Origin of the sequence: Hymenobacter sp. 102 (genome assembly GCF_049949205.1) — a bacterium.
In the GTDB taxonomy this organism is placed as follows: Bacteria; Bacteroidota; Bacteroidia; order Cytophagales; family Hymenobacteraceae; genus Hymenobacter.
Window position 1 is genome coordinate 51,562 of the sequence record NZ_CP188174.1, and the last position, 15,829, is coordinate 67,390.

Here is a 15,829-nt window from a genome sequence, read left to right on the forward strand (position 1 = left end):
TCCTAGCCCTAGCTCTAATTCTAGCCTGCTTATGAAAGCCAGTGAAGCCCCACTATCCAGAGCCCAGCTTGGAACGAGTACCGCAGCCGGGTGATTGCCGCCGTTGCCGACGTAGAAAATCTGATGCGGCAGCTGGATAAAGGCATTAACAGCGAAGTGCTTACCGAGGAGGTTGCCGAGCGGCTGGAACTGGAGATTGACACGTCAGCCGCCTACGAGTCCCTTTTGAAGCTGGTACGGGCAGTTCGCCCCATTGCCTGCGAAGGTCTGCGCCGCACCAGCGAGCAGCACGGCGGGCAGTTCCAGCTAGCACTATAACCCCTAACGATGAGCAGCCCCCTATCCACCATCAGGCACGCTACCCGTGACGTGCAGCAGGCCCTTGCCAACAATTGCTGGGCGGTATTTCACCAGCCCGCCGCCACCGAAGCAGCGCCAGCGCCGGCAGCGTACCGCGTGAGCCAGGCCCGGACCCGGCGGGGCCAGTTTCAGGTTCGCTACCTGCAGACCGGAGAGTGGCACCAGGTAGCACCGGCCGACCTGCTTTTTCAACAGTAGCCCCTACCCTTTTACAGCAAAGCGTATCGAAGGCTACACATCTGGCTAGTGAGGCAATCTTCAAAATCAATCAACGGGTTCATGCCAGTCTTCCCAAGTTCCGTTTTGGCCGTCTGTCAATTCTTCCCAGTTTTCACGGTCTGAATCGTCGTCGGCTTCAGAATCTTCGGAACGCCAAAACGCTTGACGATTTTGCCACACTCGTTTACGCCTGAGGTCATATGTTTTGATGTTATTTTTAGATTCATACCACTGCTTAGTTAACTCGTCAACTTCATCTGAATGATAGGTAAATTGTAGAGAGCTGAAGTATTCATATAATATAGTAGTGTTGAATAGATTTTTATTTGGAAACGCCTGGCGGTTAATTGTGTATGATTCTAATATCTCATCGAGCAAATTTACTGGGGCATATATTGGAATTTTTTTCTTGGAATAGTATTCTGGTGTCCTTTTTTGCGCATTCGGTTTGCGCTCATGAAAGGCGACTATGTCAGCTTCAATTTCAGCATCTGTCATCTCTCGGTCTGATATCCGTTGATTTATCGTGAGATGATTATTTGCGATATGCAAGACACAGTCGGCATCGTCAGGTAGAATCCTTATCCATCCTTCTGTGCCAAAACCCATACCCTGTGGACGAAAATTTCGGCAGTCCATAGCTAATGCAAGGACAACTAAGCCGCTAGACAGTAATCGTATAACTTCAAAAGTCTTGACTCCTGGCGTACAATAAGCGGCATCATATTTTTTGAACGTTCCAAAGTCTTTGAAGTCTATAATTCTCACGGAGAATTTAATTTTGTTCTCTTCCTCTCTTGTTAATTCCTCCTGTATATATCCTTGCTTGGCATATTGCTCTTCTAATTCAACGGCTATACCTTTTGCATTAACTGTACTAGCTTTTGCTCTTTTGAAACATGCTTTTAGTGTTATTTTATCCGTATTAACATAGGCTATTTTATTAATAAAGGTTGATAATGGCCGATTGCGGCCTTCATCGTTGTGGGTATTATTTCTCAAAATACGGTTTACTTCGAATATTTTATTAATATAATATATAAAATAATTTCTACTTGTTTCATTATTGAAATACTCTTTGTCTTGATTGTATATAGCATTCCATCCACTAGTGGTTAACGTGAATTTTGGTATGCTTTCCAGGCAGAAACCAATGTATGATGGGTCCTGCTTGAATACGTCAATGACTGATTCCCCTTTATGCTTGCCAAATGGGAATATGGACTTATCATCGAACTGCCAGAATCGAGCGTTAGCCAAAATGTCTTTCATATCTGGTTGTCTTGCATACTATTTAACAAGTAAGGTAGTGTCCGGATACCAAAATGAGCAAGGGCAGCCCGGTTAGGAACTGCCCTTAACAAGCGATTTGGAAGCCGAAGCACTTAATGATGAGGACTAGTGGAATGTCGACGCCCGAACCGGCTAGTCACTCTTAACCAGTCCTGCCAAGCGCGCTAATTGACTGGGGGGAGCTTGCCCTGCTTGCGCAGGTGCGCCTCGTAGTGCCGGTGGGCCGCGTGCAGGTAGCCGATGATATTTGTCGGCATATCCGGCCCTTTAGGAAGCTGAACGATAATCCTGCGAATCTCCGACCACACAGATTCCGCAATCCGCACCCCTTTCAACTCACCCGTTGGCTCCGGTCCCGCTGCTGCCGGCTTGCGGCCACGGGGTCGGCGCTCAACCGGGGCCGCTGGCACGGAAGCAGCTGCGGCTTCCGCCACCGGCTGCTCAGCAGACGGCGCGGGCTCTGGTGCTGGCTCAACTGCTGCTACCGGCTCGGGCGTTGGCACAGGCGCGAGCGCTACTGGGGCCGTTACCGCTTCTGCAGGGGCAGCCGCCGCTGGGGTAGTTGCCTTGCCTTCGGCTTCCAGGCGGGTTTGCTCCCCTCCCATCCCGGCGCGGGCTTCGGCGCGCAAGGTCTCATCAACCGGAATACGCTTCCGGGGGCCTTCAATTTTCGCTTTTACAAAGGGAGACTTTGCCATTACTTGATTTCGGTTGGGGTGGTATCGGTCGTTTCTTCCAGCTCAGCTTCGACGTCGGCTTTGCGCCGGGGCAAGTCCAGCTTTTCTATCAGCTCTTCGCATACGCGCCGGATTTCCTCTGAGCTATCTTTGGTGCCCCCGGCGTAGTTGCGGTAGGCCGGGGTCAGCAGGCTGTGCAGCGTGGAGGCGCGGCTGTACACCATGCGGTGGCTCAGATAGGACTGGAAGCGCGAGAGGCCCAGCTCGTCAATGTAGTCGTCCATCTCCTTTTCCTCCCGTCGGCCGCTGATGCGCTTCGTGGCCAAGCCGAAATACTGGAAATCCACCTCGGCCTTGTCGGCCGCCTTTTTCAGCGCTTCGAGGATGCCCATAAACTCGGCCGTGGAGGCGCGGTCCAGGTAATCCGATACCAGCGGCACTATTACCGCGTCGCAGCCCGTGAGGGCGTTGAAAACGTCTTCCCCGTCGGCCCGGCCGGGAATGTCGATGATGATAAGGTCGTAGTCGTTTTCCGGATTGTCGATGAAATCAAAGATGCTCTTCAGCGACATGGGAAACACGTCGTAGGGGTAATCTGCCGCAGGGTCTGACTCACGCAGGATAGCCAGGCTGGGCTCGTCCAGCTGCTTGCGGGTTTTGACGATGCTCTGCTGGTAGTCACAATCCAGGATGGCGATTTTCAGTCCGTACTCGATAGCCAGAGGAGCCGCGAGGACGAGGGCCAGGGTTGACTTGCCCGAGCCCCCCTTTTGGGTAGCAAAGCTGATGACTTTTGACATGGGGTTACTGATTAAGGTAAGCTAGCGCTGATGCCCCAGATGGTCAGGCCCGGGGAAAGCAAATGTAAGCGGAAATGTCGCAAAGTAGTAAAGTAGCTTTGTCGCAAAGTTGTGTAGTAGTAAAATGACTAAGTAGTAAAAGCAACAAATTGCAAAGTATTATTTACTACAAGTAGTAAAGTTACTTTGTGGTAAAGTTGCAATGTCGTAAAATATCAAAAATAAAGAAGCGGTGCTTTGATGTACCTTGTGAGTAGTAAAGTTGCATTGTAGTAAAGTAGTAAAAATTCGGGCGGGGGTACTTCATAAACGTAGTAAAGTAGTAATGTAGTAAAGTGGTAATATGGGTGCTGGTAGGCAAGGCTGAGCTTGATGACGATAACAGTTATTATACATGGGTTAAAGTCGTAAAGTAGTAATGTTGTAAAGTAGTAATAAATCTTAAAAGGCCTTTCTGAGATAATGAGAGTGGGAAAGGATAGCAACTATAACCAGTACCCAGACACAAAATCAGGTCGGGGTAACGATAAATAAAGGCTAACCCAATGCCGCTCGTAATACGTATCCGTGATTCTGAAATAGTTCTCAAATAATTCTGAAAACCCTCTTGGATGTAGTGTATGTAGTCTTAGCAAGAAGAGTATCACATACAGGGTGCTAAGCACCTGTAAGCGTGAGACTTGTATTTAAGCAGAGCTTAAATTTGCAGGTTTGTTAAGATAACTAGCTGATTTGTAGGTTAAAAATAACCTAGAGAGGGCGGGCAGAAGATTGATTCTACCTATGCCAACCAACCCCGCTACGAAGAGCGTCAACGTACCTGCGGCTACTCATTTTCTGCTGAGCAAAGAGGCTAAGCGGCTGCAGATAAGCCAGGCCGACTACACCGGAGCGGCCGTGCGCTACTTCGCGGAGCGCGGACTACACCCGGTGGAGGATGTGGCCCGCGAAGGCCAGCTGATTATGCAGCAGGTAAAGAAGCTCGGGGACCGGGTATTTGGGTATCTGCAGGAGCAGGAGCGTAGTCTGCTGGTACCAATGCTGGAGGAAATGCTTCGTAGCCGGGTGACGCTGGAGCGCGTGCTGCGCATGAATGAAATCCTGGTAAATAACCTGACGCAGCAGCTGAGCAGCCTTAATGAGGCGCAGCTAAACGAGCAGCGGGAAGGCTTAAAGCAGTTGCGGGCGCAGAACGAAGACATGATTGAGCGGCAGGCAAAAGAGGCAATAGCTGCCGCTCAACAAGCGGGCGCAGGCAGAATAAATGATGGCGATACAGTGGCAAAAGCAGTCAAGAATTAAGCACACAGCCACCGATGTATATCAAGCTAATCAACCCCGCGACGCACGGAAAAGCGGCTTACAGCAACAGCGGAAGCAGCGCGCAAACGCTCAATTATCTGAAGCAGGAAGCCGGACGCGATGGAGAGGAAGCCACGTTTTTCGGGGCTAAACGCGACGACCTCAGCGCGGCCGAGGTGGGGCAGAATATCGATTCTAACGTGAAGGGACTGCGGGCCGGCGAGGCCAAATTCTATTCCCTGGTGATTAGCCCCAGCGAGGCTGAGTTGACGCATATTGGCAACGACGAGGCCAAGCTGAAAAACTATACCCGGCAGGTGATGGCGCAGTACGCCGCCAACTTCAAGCTGAAGGATGGACGGGAGCTAGGCAGCCAGGACCTGGTGTGGGGAGCCACGCTGCACCAGCAGCGCAGCTACCGGGGCACCGACCCGGAGGTGAGTATTGGTCAGGCCAAGATGGGCGAGCAGCGGCCGGGCCTGCAGACGCATATTCACGTCATCGTGAGTGCCCGCGACGCGCAGCAGAGAATCACGCTCAACCCCGGCGGACGCCGCAGCCGCTTCGACCTGATGCAGTGGCAGGCGGCGGCCGGGCGGCAGTTTGAAAAGCAGTTTGGCTACACGGCCCAGGCGCACGAAAAGCTACGACCCAAGCAGCGCGATGGTAGCCGGGATGCCGGCCGGGCAGTCAGGATTGGGGAGCGGGTGGCCGCCCTCAACCTGCGCGTGCTGAAGGAAGAGCGACTGGACCCGCAGCGGGTCCAGCAGATTGCCCAGGGCCGCGAGTACGACAAGACGTTTTACCGCTCCCTGGCTACCGTCGAGCGGCGGGCGCAGCAGGGCCAGCCCATTGATAACGCCTATCATCTGCTGAGCACGGGCCGCGAGCAGCCGGCACCGCAGCACGCGGCCAGTACCATGCTCCACGCCGTGCAGCAGGCGGTGCGCTCCAACACGGGCCGCGAGGAAAAGACCGAGCACCTCAGCGAGAAAAGGGGGCGCAACAGCGCGGAGCTGGATATTGAAATGTAGCGTGCCCACTCGCCCCGTCATCATCCTACCCACCTAAATCAGCTTTCAAGCCTATGACCAGTCAAGCACCCCGGCCGGCGGCCGGTACCCAGGGCGCGGGCCTCTTTGTTGTCCTGCTGCTGCTGGCCATTATCGGCGGCGACTACTACGTGCTCCTGCACGGCCCCGAAATTGCCGAGGCCCGCCGGGCGCAGTTCATTCAGGCGGCCGGCATACCAGCGGACAGCCTGACGCCCAAAGAGCGGCTGGCGGCTACCACGGCGCGCATTGCCGAGCGGCAGCGCCAGGCACGCATTGCCAAGGCCGAAGCCGCTGCCCGCCCGGTGGTAGGGGAGGGGGCAGCTAGCGGCGCGGTGGCCATAACGCACTCCACCGACCAAGCGCTTACTAAGACCAAAGGCGGGACCGACGCGCTGGCCAAAGCCGGCAGCGGTATGGGCAGCAAGCTGCTGGTAAAAGCTGCCCGCTTCTACGGAGCGGCTGGGGTGTACCTGCGGGCGCTGCTGCTGCTGGCCGGGCTGGTACTCGTATTCGTGCAGAAAGCCCCGCAGGCGAAGCCCGGGCAGGGCAGGCGCAACGTCATCAACCGGCAGGCCCTGCGCGTCGTGGCGGGCCTGTGCGGGGCCTTGTTCCTGGCAGCGGGCTATACCCTGCTGAACATGCACCGCTACTCACCGGGCTTTATCGAGTTTGGCTATCCGGGAGCCGCCGTGGCCGTGCTGGGCAGTGGGGGAGTAGTGGGGCTGCTGTGGGCCATGACTAAAAAGCCGGCTTTCGGGCTGAGCACCGAGCGCCGAAAGGTGAAAAGCCCGGATGCCGTGCACTTCCCCACGGCGGACGGGGGCTGGATTACCGTGGCCAACCCGTACCGGGGCACGCTGGTGCTGGGCGGCGCGGGCGCGGGCAAGACCTACTCGATAGGAGAGCCGCTGATTGAACAGTTTGCCTACCAGAACTTCGCCGGGCTGGTGTACGACTTCAAGTTTCCGGTGCTGGCCGAGGCGATGCAGAAAGCCCTGGTACTGGCCGAGCGCCGCAAGGAGCGCGAGCAGCAGCAAGCCACCAGCTACGCGGCCAGCTTCCAGGGCCGGCTGCAGACCAGGCTGACAGGTCTGTTCAGCAAGGCCGAGCCGCAGCCGGCGGCGGAGCCGCCCGTGCAGCTGCACATCATCAACTTCCGGGACCTGACGCGCAGCGAGCGGGTAAACCCGCTGCGACCGGCGGATATGCCAGTGGTGGCCTTCGCCGAGGAGTACAGCAAGGCCATCATCAACAACCTGAACCCGTCGAGCATCCGCAAGATGGAGTTCTTCGATACCAGCTCCGTGGCGTATCTGACCGGTATCATCTGGTTTTACAAGAAGCATTACCCGCAGTACTGCACCATTCCGCACGTGGTGGCCACGGCCATGTACAAGGACTACACCCACGTCCTGAGTATGCTGGAAACTGATTTGGAGTGCGGCGACCAGGCCCGAAGCCTTATCTCGGCGGTGCAGACCCGCGCCGACAAGCAGGTGGGCGCGGTGCTGGGCACGCTGCAGGTGAACCTGACCAAGATAAACAGCCCCGAGGTGGTGTGGGTGCTGACCCCGGACGAGGCAAACGGCGAGGGCTTTTCGCTCGACCTGAACGACAAGCAGCGGCCCAAGCTGCTGTGCATCGGCAACGACCCGACGCTGAAGGATACGTTTTCGCCGGTGGTCAGCTGCGTGATTACCGTGGCGCTCAAGCTAATGAATCAGCAGAATAAGCACCGCAGCTACGTGTTTCTCGATGAGGCCGCGACGCTCTACGTGCCGGGGCTGGAGGTGATTCCGGCCACGGCCCGCAGCAACAAGGTGGCGATGGTGTACATGACCCAGGACCTGAGCCAGATGACGGACGCCTACGGCAAGGAGAAAATGCAGGTGATGGTGAGCAACCTCAACAACCAGTTTTTCGGCAAGGTGAACTCGCTGGAAACGGCCAAGTTCATTTCTGAGCTGGTGGGCCGCGAGGACAAGCAGATGGTAAGCACAAGCACCGGCACCAGCCAGGGCAGCGGGGCGCGCAACAACTCCACTAACCAGAGCACGAGCTACCAGGAGCGCAGCCTGGTGCGGGTGCAGGATACCATCGGCCTGCAGCAGGGCGAGTTTATCGGCCAGACAGTGGAAACCGGCAGCACCTTTTTCCAGGGCACCATTGCCCGGGCCGACGTTACGCCCGAGCGGTTTCCCCTGCACCAGATGGTGAGCTTCGGCGGCCCGGGGGAAGACCCGGCCAGCGCCCTTTCGCGCGGTGCAGGAGAACTTTCTGCGGGTGCGCCAGGAGGTGAAAGAAACCTTGGCCAAGCATGTAAACACCTTAGCAGTAGGGACAAAAACAGAGGCATAAAACCGCTTAAAAGTGACAAATAGGGCCGTTTTAGCGTTCTACTAGTACCACCTTCTATTTCCGAAAAGCCATGAGCAAGACCTTTTTTGCGCCCGCCCCGGCCGGCCTCATTGCCGAAGAGCTAGCCGCCCGCCAGCAGCGCGAGCACGACAGCAACAACGCCATTGCCACGATGATGAGCAACGGCCCCGCGCCCAGCCCGGAGGCTCTGGCCCTGATGCAGCGCCACGTCGACGGCGAGCTGACCATTGAGCAGGTGATTGAGCTAACCGACGAGATGCTCAGGGCCCGCTACGCGGCCAAGCCCGGAGCCGGCACGCCCACCAGCCCGGCGCAGTAATGGCGGTGCTCAATGACCGGTTCAGCGACGAGAACGGCGTGCGGCTGAACAAGCTCGGAATTACCAACAAGGAGGATTTGGCGCAGGCCGAGTCTGATTCCTCCATTCCCCGCCTGAAGCTGCTCAACACGCAGGGCGGCATTCAGGGCGGGAAGTACGACCAGGCCCACCTGAAGCAGGTGCACGAGCGGCTATTCAGCGGCGTGTACCAGTGGGCCGGCGAGACCCGGGCCGACCGCGGGTTTCAGGGCCATAAGGATACCCGCGTCACTGGCTTCCGCGAAACCATGACTTACGCGCCCCACAAGGAAATACCTGAGCGGCTGGATGCTATCGGGGCGCAGCTTAACCGCGAGAACAACCTGAAAGGCCTCTCGGACGAGAAGTTTGCCGAGCGGGCCGCCTACTACCTCGACCAGTACAACCATGCCCACGCTTTCCGGGACGGCAACGGCCGCACCATCCAGGCCACCTTCACCCAGCTGGGCAAGGAAGCCGGCTACGACGTGGACTTTAACCGGGCCAGCCCGGAGATTCTAAACCGCAGCCGCGACCTGGCCATCGTGCGGCAGTACCCGCCCGCCGAGGCGGCGAAGAATCTGCAGCCGCTGAAAGAGATGTTTCAGAAAATTATTACCCCAACCCCGGGGGCGATAGGGGAGGAGCTGCGCGACCCCCGCCAGGCCGTGACGCCCACCCCGGAGCTGAGCCCGGCCATGAAGGCAATGGATGCCCGGCGTGAGTTGGAGGTGACCGGCTACCGCGTGGCCAGCGTAGTGGCCAACATGCCCGGACCCGGCAACCGGGAGCAGGGCATCCGGCTGGGGCAGCAGGTGGAGGCCGTGAACCTGGACTCCAAGGCTATCCAGGGCAAAAGCATCACCGAGTTTCAGCAGGCGGCGGATAAGATTCTCAAGCACCCGGCCATGAAGGATACCCCGCTCGACCTGGCCGACGCCCAGCGCCTGAAAGCCGCTTCGGTGCAGGTGCTGCAGCTTGCCGAAGGCAAAGAGTTGGTAGCGCCGCCAGCACAGCGGCAGCCTGCGGCTTCGGCGGCAAGGAGTAGCGGCCAGCCGGTGCTTGCCGCCCCCAAGACACACGCCGAGGCCCAGCCCGTGTTTGCTACTGCCGCCCGCGAGGTGGCCAAGGCGCTGGAAGCCCACGGCCAGGCTGCCGCTGGGGCCGGCCTGCGCGAGGTGGCGAAGGACGTGGCTCGTAACCCGGTAATTGTCGGCCCCAACGCGGAGAGCTTCCGCCGGTCGCTCGACGCGGCCGAGAAGCTGCCGGGGCTGGGCACCAGCAAGCATCTGGAAGACTTGCGCAGCTCCGCCCAGGTACTGACCACTGTCCCGCCACAGGAGCGCGGCAGTTCCGGCATTGGTCGCAGCAGCGGTGGCATCGAACGGTAAGCCTCGTACCTTGCTGCTATGCAGGACGACGAACTACACTTTCTGGAAGAGCAGCTGGCCGGCACCGAGCTACTGGCTTGCGTGACGTGCGGAGAGGATACGCTGCACGCCCACTTGGAAGTGCTGGAAGTTTACCTCGTAGGAACGGAGTTGCTGATGCAATGCACCCACTGCCAAACCGAGCGGAAGTGGATGGACTGGACGCCGACCAAGCCGAAAGGTCAGGAGAACTAAGGGAAGCAGAGGAAGTATGACATTTATGTTGTAAATTCTAGGTGTACCTCTTCACTCTGTTGCCATGTCAACCGCATACTACCCGCTTCTGCACCTACTAGACGAACACGTTCCCGTTACTTTCACCCTGAATATGTTCGGCAATCATTGCCATGTATTCAGGGGGCAAACCGAGCTTGGCCATGTGGGCCTCTCTGACGAAGACGTGCGCCGTATCAAAGCCCACGCGTGGGGTAACACGCACCCCTTCACTCCCGGAATCCCCATTGAGCGGCTCATCAGCATCTTAGCCCCAGCCACGTCTTAGCGCGGTAGAAGCCCTTCCTGTAGCACAGAGCTACCAAAAGCCTTTTCGGTCACGCGGCCGAAAAGGCTTTTGAGTTTTTGCATGGCAATCAGATACACCACAAGACAAGAAATATTAGCATAAAGTGCTAATAAAAATTGTATAAAATGCAACTAAGGGCAAAGGGCGAATGTTGACCATTTAGAATCAATAACCACTCTAAACGCCCTTTAAAGCATGAAAAACCCCCATCTTGCCAGCTATCAATTTGAAGTTCTCCGCCAGTACGGGGACAGCTTCCCGGCGGCGCTGTTCGCTACCATTGCTGAGGCAGCAGCCTATTGCCGCGTAGAGTTGAGCGGCTACCTTAACCGCACTGACGACAGGGCCGAGGCGGCTTCGGTGGCGGCGGGCCAGCAGGTGCGGTTTCGTGGCCCACAGGGCCTACGCTGGGTGAAAGGCCTAACTCACCCTGTACCGGCCGGAACCGCACCGGCGCGCTTTAATCCCGGGCAGACCGTGCGCCTTTTTGGGGTAGAGCAGCCGCTGACGGTAGCGGCCCGCGACTTTGTGCAGGGAGCTTGGCACTACCAGCTCAAGGATGGTTCCGGGGCAGTGGCGGAGGCATTGCTGTTTGGGGTGGACGACGAGCCCACACCACCGGCGGCAGCCGTGGCGGCTGAGCCGTTGCTGTTCAGCCTGCACAGCAGCCAGATATTGGCCGGTGACGAACAGGGGCAGCCGTTCTGGAAGCCCTTGCCGCCGCGCCTGTTTGTGCAGGTGCAGGTGGGGCAGCCTGACCAATCGCGCATCGTGGCGCTGTGCGGTACCACCGGCAAGAGGTTTCTAACCCATGCCTACGAGCATGGCCCTTTTCAACTCGCGGACGGGCAGCGGCTGGCCAGCGTGAAGGCCCTGGGCGACTACTTCGCCCGCCAGTATCGCGCCATGCTCCCGGCCGAGGGGGCGGCCATGCTGTTGGGAGTCGACGGCAGTATCCAGGAGGTGCGACCCGTGAAGGGCCGGACGTTCAAGCTGGCGCAGCTGTATGCGGCTTTGGGATGCGACTACATCGACGTGCATCATCCCCAGCACGGAGCTTACCAGGACTGGATTCTGGTCTTCGACGACGAGGGCAAATTCAAGGAGCGCCCCATCAACCCGCTGGCCACGGCCCTGTGGTACGAAACCTATCCGCTTGACCAGTACTCCCCCGTGGATGTGGTGGCCGGTCCGGTCCTGCTCATGCGGTCTGAGATGATGAGGTAATGCCCGCAGCATCCCGGTTGGCCAGTGGCCGACCGGGATGTTTTGCAAATAGGCCGCTTCCCACTGGCTTCGCAGTAAGTGCAATTATACTTCGTACATTGTGCATAGAATAGCTATGGCTGTTTCCGTTCCTATCGACCACTTTACGGCTGACCCGCTACCACTGGAAAAAGCCCGGGCCTGGCTGGCACTCGTTCTCAACCACCCGGCCTTTTCTATTGAGCGCCGGCAGAAGGCGGGCCAGCTGATGGCCGCCGCGTCGGATGCCCGGCAGGTCTGCCGGTGGGCTGTGCTGGCGCTAGTGGAAAGCGAGCGGTGGGAGGATGCGATGCTGCTCCGTGAAGAAGCGTCGCGGGGCAGCCGTTCAAGTTTCCCGCGCTGCTGCCACTAACAACGCGCCTGTACGTAAGCCGAACCTAGTACCTGAATTACCATTCCTGACCCTCTACTATTGGAAAGCCTGCTTCGCATCCCCGGTATTCAACAAGCCGAACCATTCTACTTCTTTGATGACCAGGCCCAGTCCGCCCGGTGTGAGGTACTGGTTCACCCGGCCCACGGGTGGGCCATCGCCCTTGACCTGCCCCAGTTCTTCTGGGACCGTATTGCGTTGGGCGTTGTGGACCTGGCCGGTAAGCTCTGTGAGCAGTACGCCATTGCTCCGCCGGCGCTGGTAATGCTGGTGCGATACGCTGCGCCGTATGACGACCGCTACTATCTGCTGCGATTCGTGCACGGCGACGAGAGCATATTCGGAGGGTTCACCTTTATCGGCCCTATGCGCGAGCTACTCGAACTGGAGCAGGTAGAAGAGTTGCTAGCCCAGGTGCGGGCCGGCGAGCCGCCCCAACGCTCATTCCGCGCCATTAAAAATCCTTTGCTCCCCCTTACCAGCAGAAAGTAGCCTTGCCCATGACACGTCACCTCATCTCCATCCAGGCGCAGGCTGCCACCGTCACGGCCAGCACCCTCGCCGAACTGCTGCGGCAGACCGGTACCAAGATTATGCAGCTCACGGAGGGCTTGGATATCAACCACCGCACGGCCCAGCGCCGCATCAAGGAGCCCGAAACCCTGACCATAAAGGAACTGCTGGCGCTGGCTGCGCTGCTAAGAGTGCCCGAGCAGCAGCTTATCGACCTCATTCGCGACGAGTATCAGAACCGGCCGGCGGAGCCAAGTGAGGATGCAAGCGAGGAGCCATCCCAATCTGCTGCAGCTAAGAAAAAGCCGTCCAAAAAGGCTTCAAAATCCTGATTCAGCCAGTCGCAGAAACAAGCTATGCCCAGCTACGAGCCATCCGTGATTACACTTCCCGCCAGTGAAACGGCGCATTTAATCGAAAAGCAGCTTATCCACTCCAGGCCGGCCAAGGAAAACCTGCTTAGCCGTGACCGATACTACTGCTTTCGGGCGGGTAACAGTGAAATGCAGAGAATCTATAGCATCGTGCACGTTTTATCTAACGTGGACCCGGTACTCACGCTACAGAAACTCAACCAAGCTGTCTATCCCAACTCATTTGAGTTGACTGAGGACCAAGCTACTCGCCTGAAAAACTATCTGAATGGGATAGAGAACGGTATCCGTGCAGGGCGAATTAAGCCTTACACGTACCACGAGCCGCAGGTATTCTATTTCCTGGCCACCAAAGAAGACGATACGCTCCCCCCGCATACGCGCCCGGCAAAACCAACCACAGGACCAATAAACTACACCCGGGATGAGTTGAAGGCCGGGGGCGTATTGCCTGCCAAAAGCTAGCGCCTTCGCAGCTAAAGGGCTAGGGCTTTCTCAATCCGTATTCCACGTCACGCAGTGAAACACGCCCCCTTGCTTGGCCACCGCTCTGCCATCGAGCGGAATTATTTCAAAGTCGGGGTAGAGTTCGTGCAGGCGGCGCAGGACTAGCTCATCCTCTGCTTGGTGGTAGACGGGAATAATTAGTGTCTTCCCCACACTCAGATAGTTGATATACTCGCCCACTGCCGATGTGTAATCGGTATTCTGGTAGGGATTGTAGGGCAAGGGTACACAGTCGAAGCCAGCGCGTCGCAGGGCCTTTAGCAGGCGTTGCCAGATGACGGGCTCATGCCGGCGGTAGTCATTTACCAGGGCCGTTCGCTCATCGAGCAGCTGCACCAACCCGTCAGCATGGCCGGTGAAGTCGTCGGGGTGAGCCGGTACCAAGTCAATCCGGTCTACTTCCAAGGCATCAGCCAGCATGCGCAGCAGCCGGGAGCGGGGCACCATGGGATTCTCGCGTAGCACTTTGTCCGACATAAGTACCCGGCCGAACCGGCTGACCACGTTGCCGCCGTCGACTATGAGCGGGCTCCGCTGGAGCGGTAGGCCCAGCCGGTTTGCTACTGCAGCGCCGTCGGTGATGGTCGTATGCCACCGCTTAGGGCGCAAGTAGTCCGGGAAATAGCGAAACTGCATCAGGCGTCCGCGGGCGGTAGGCACGGGCATAAAATCCCGGGCCCAGATATCCCGGGTTCCGGGCAGGGTAGCGACTGTCGCCCCACTTTTAAGCAGCGCATCAGTAAGGGCCGTCGCGGTAGCGGGGTGCCGCTGGGTGAGGGTGTCGGCCAGGTAGAAGCGGGCAACCGGGCTGGCCGCAATCATAGCCAGCATGGCTTATAGCCCAGGATGCGGCGAACCGTATCAGCATCCATGCGCTGCTGCTTGCAGATGCTTTCCTTGTTCTTGAGGCGGGATAAGTAGCCTTCGTCGGCCAGGAAGCGGTAAGGCCGCGTCACGTAGGGAAGCGCTGTGTCTTCCTCATCAGGCCGAAAGGTTAGCCCTACGCGGGCCGTGCGCCAGGCTGTGGGCGGTGCTTCCGTCGGGGTAGAACTCTCTTCCAGGGAAAGGTACGTCGCGCCGTTCAGCGCGCTGCCCCAGCTGGCTACCAGCGCTCTGGTCAGGAGCTGCGGGCCCATGATGTAGGGGTAGGAGGGCGTTACCTCGTCGGTAGGGGCAGTGCTCAGCAATTGAAGCCCCCGCAGCAGAATGCCACCAAAGCTGTTGCTGTCCCGGTCGCCAAACGTAAGGTCTAGGCTGGTAGCCTTGTTGAAATACCAGTGCAAAGGCTTTAGCTGTTCCGCGTCTCTGTGTACGTAGGGGTCGGGGTGGTTTCGGCTGTGATAGTAAAACTCAAGCTCCGTGATGCGGAAGATTTTGGTTTCTGTCCGCACCACCAAGCGATGCTGAAGCGTGGCGGCTATCTCCGTGAAGAAGTAGTCGATGTCTTCGGGCTGCGCCTCGTGAATCTGCTGCGTCAGGTACTGAAGCCATTCCTTCGGCCGGCTGTAGTTGCGGCGGTCGGCGGCCAACAGGTATTCGCTGAACTCAGCGGCAAAAGGTACTTTCTGCTCGATGAGGTAGCGGGTTTGCGGCAGCCGCCCCGCCAGTGCAGTATGATAGTAGTGACAGATGAATCCTCCCAGCTCAGGTGACCCCGCTACGCGCAGGCCTTCAAGCAGCTCGGGCAGCGAGGCCTGGTCCGTGAGCCAGCACTCGTCATACAGAAAGTAGGTATAGGTCGATGAAGGCAATGCCGCCTCGGTGATGACACGGCTGGCCGGTAGCTGGGCCGCTTTGCCGGCTTTTAAAGTCTCGATTTGATGGGAAGAGAGCATGCGTAATACTGGGCTGATTGGTAATAGATGCCACAACATTACACCGCGAATACATCCGCTCCTAGCGAATTACGAGCATTTTAAAAATGAGCTAAGTAGTTGTTTTAGTAGCAATTATAAAATTTATAATTGCTGCAATAGCAATGATTTATACTGCCGATTTTGCTTGCGCCAACTCTCAGAGGACTGCTAGCGCATCCTTAGTCAGGGTCTTCTTCTAACTCCAGGCTATTGAGATTAAGGAGTGAGTCGCAGGTCCTCTCCACGCTGGTAAGCAGCTTAGTCAGCAGTTGAACATTCGTGTCGCTGCAGCTTTCCAATAGCTCTTTCGAGATGGAGTGTACCTCTCCCTCCTCTACGGTATCCGACCAGTCTCTCAATTCATTGGTGATGGCGACCTGAAAAGTGGCGTCGAATAGTAGCTCCCGAATATATATCAGCCTGGCAGCGGCATCGGTTAAGCTCTGCTTATAGGGGTCAGGACTCATGTTATTTAAGGGCTATTGACTTGAGCCAAAGCGAAGCAGATGCAATACTGTTGGCTAGCCGCGTGGACCGCCTATGCTCTAAAGCTCACGGTGCTGCT

Annotated in this window: 18 protein-coding genes; 13 read left to right on the forward strand and 5 right to left on the reverse strand. The window is 57.5% G+C overall.

Annotated features, from left to right (window positions below; genetic code table 11):
• Positions 1 to 90 precede the first annotated feature (90 nt).
• Positions 91 to 318, forward strand: coding sequence for a hypothetical protein (locus ACN19L_RS24060; RefSeq protein ID WP_426491412.1), 228 nt, complete (start codon positions 91 to 93; stop codon positions 316 to 318).
• 9 nt (positions 319 to 327) lie between these two features.
• Positions 328 to 558, forward strand: coding sequence for a hypothetical protein (locus ACN19L_RS24065; protein ID WP_426491413.1), 231 nt, complete (start codon positions 328 to 330; stop codon positions 556 to 558).
• A 66-nt stretch (positions 559 to 624) separates the two neighbouring features.
• Here the strand turns inward: ACN19L_RS24065 and ACN19L_RS24070 are convergent, their stop codons facing one another.
• From ACN19L_RS24070 to ACN19L_RS24080, 3 genes are all read right to left on the reverse strand, one after another.
• Positions 625 to 1,851, reverse strand: a complete 1,227-nt coding sequence (locus ACN19L_RS24070; RefSeq protein WP_426491414.1) for a hypothetical protein — start codon at positions 1,849 to 1,851, stop codon at positions 625 to 627.
• A gap of 185 nt (positions 1,852 to 2,036) precedes the next feature.
• Positions 2,037 to 2,570 (reverse strand): hypothetical protein, encoded by a 534-nt coding sequence (locus ACN19L_RS24075; RefSeq protein WP_426491415.1) that lies wholly within the window; start codon positions 2,568 to 2,570, stop codon positions 2,037 to 2,039.
• On the reverse strand, positions 2,570 to 3,349 hold the full coding sequence (locus ACN19L_RS24080) for a ParA family protein (protein ID WP_426491416.1): 780 nt from the start codon (positions 3,347 to 3,349) through the stop codon (positions 2,570 to 2,572). Before ACN19L_RS24080 ends, ACN19L_RS24075 begins: the two co-directional genes overlap by 1 nt.
• 783 nt (positions 3,350 to 4,132) lie before the next feature.
• On the opposite strand from ACN19L_RS24080, the gene ACN19L_RS24085 reads away from it, so the two are divergent.
• The 11 genes from ACN19L_RS24085 to ACN19L_RS24135 all read left to right on the forward strand — a co-directional run bounded on the left by ACN19L_RS24085 (position 4,133) and on the right by ACN19L_RS24135 (position 13,366).
• Complete coding sequence (locus ACN19L_RS24085) at positions 4,133 to 4,651, forward strand: BfmA/BtgA family mobilization protein (RefSeq protein WP_426491417.1); 519 nt, start codon at positions 4,133 to 4,135, stop codon at positions 4,649 to 4,651.
• Positions 4,652 to 4,665: 14 nt separating this feature from the next.
• Positions 4,666 to 5,685 (forward strand): DUF5712 family protein, encoded by a 1,020-nt coding sequence (locus ACN19L_RS24090; protein WP_426491418.1) that lies wholly within the window; start codon positions 4,666 to 4,668, stop codon positions 5,683 to 5,685.
• 53 nt (positions 5,686 to 5,738) lie between these two features.
• The gene (locus ACN19L_RS24095) at positions 5,739 to 8,087 is read left to right on the forward strand and encodes a TraM recognition domain-containing protein (RefSeq protein WP_426491419.1); all 2,349 of its coding nucleotides are present in this window, start codon (positions 5,739 to 5,741) and stop codon (positions 8,085 to 8,087) included.
• Between the two features lie 47 nt (positions 8,088 to 8,134).
• Positions 8,135 to 8,404, forward strand: coding sequence for an antitoxin VbhA family protein (locus ACN19L_RS24100; RefSeq protein ID WP_426491420.1), 270 nt, complete (start codon positions 8,135 to 8,137; stop codon positions 8,402 to 8,404).
• Positions 8,404 to 9,813: a Fic/DOC family protein gene (locus tag ACN19L_RS24105; RefSeq protein ID WP_426491421.1), complete on the forward strand. Its 1,410-nt coding sequence runs from the start codon at positions 8,404 to 8,406 to the stop codon at positions 9,811 to 9,813. The genes ACN19L_RS24100 and ACN19L_RS24105 overlap by 1 nt, the downstream gene beginning before the upstream one ends.
• A gap of 18 nt (positions 9,814 to 9,831) precedes the next feature.
• Positions 9,832 to 10,047, forward strand: coding sequence for a hypothetical protein (locus ACN19L_RS24110; protein WP_426491422.1), 216 nt, complete (start codon positions 9,832 to 9,834; stop codon positions 10,045 to 10,047).
• Between the two features lie 523 nt (positions 10,048 to 10,570).
• On the forward strand, positions 10,571 to 11,602 hold the full coding sequence (locus tag ACN19L_RS24115) for a hypothetical protein (RefSeq protein ID WP_426491423.1): 1,032 nt from the start codon (positions 10,571 to 10,573) through the stop codon (positions 11,600 to 11,602).
• A gap of 115 nt (positions 11,603 to 11,717) precedes the next feature.
• The gene (locus ACN19L_RS24120) at positions 11,718 to 11,993 is read left to right on the forward strand and encodes a hypothetical protein (protein ID WP_426491424.1); all 276 of its coding nucleotides are present in this window, start codon (positions 11,718 to 11,720) and stop codon (positions 11,991 to 11,993) included.
• Positions 11,994 to 12,053: 60 nt separating this feature from the next.
• Entirely contained in the window at positions 12,054 to 12,506 is a 453-nt protein-coding gene (locus ACN19L_RS24125) for a hypothetical protein (RefSeq protein WP_426491425.1), read from the forward strand.
• Between the two features lie 8 nt (positions 12,507 to 12,514).
• Positions 12,515 to 12,859 (forward strand): hypothetical protein, encoded by a 345-nt coding sequence (locus ACN19L_RS24130; RefSeq protein WP_426491426.1) that lies wholly within the window; start codon positions 12,515 to 12,517, stop codon positions 12,857 to 12,859.
• A gap of 192 nt (positions 12,860 to 13,051) precedes the next feature.
• The gene (locus ACN19L_RS24135) at positions 13,052 to 13,366 is read left to right on the forward strand and encodes a hypothetical protein (RefSeq protein ID WP_426491427.1); all 315 of its coding nucleotides are present in this window, start codon (positions 13,052 to 13,054) and stop codon (positions 13,364 to 13,366) included.
• Positions 13,367 to 13,396: 30 nt separating this feature from the next.
• Here ACN19L_RS24135 and ACN19L_RS24140 read toward each other — a convergent pair whose 3' ends face one another.
• A complete protein-coding gene (locus ACN19L_RS24140; protein WP_426491428.1) occupies positions 13,397 to 14,239 on the reverse strand; it encodes an agmatine deiminase family protein in 843 nt (280 codons plus the stop codon).
• On the reverse strand, positions 14,227 to 15,243 hold the full coding sequence (locus ACN19L_RS24145; protein WP_426491429.1) for a hypothetical protein: 1,017 nt from the start codon (positions 15,241 to 15,243) through the stop codon (positions 14,227 to 14,229). Before ACN19L_RS24145 ends, ACN19L_RS24140 begins: the two co-directional genes overlap by 13 nt.
• Positions 15,244 to 15,829: the final 586 nt, after the last annotated feature.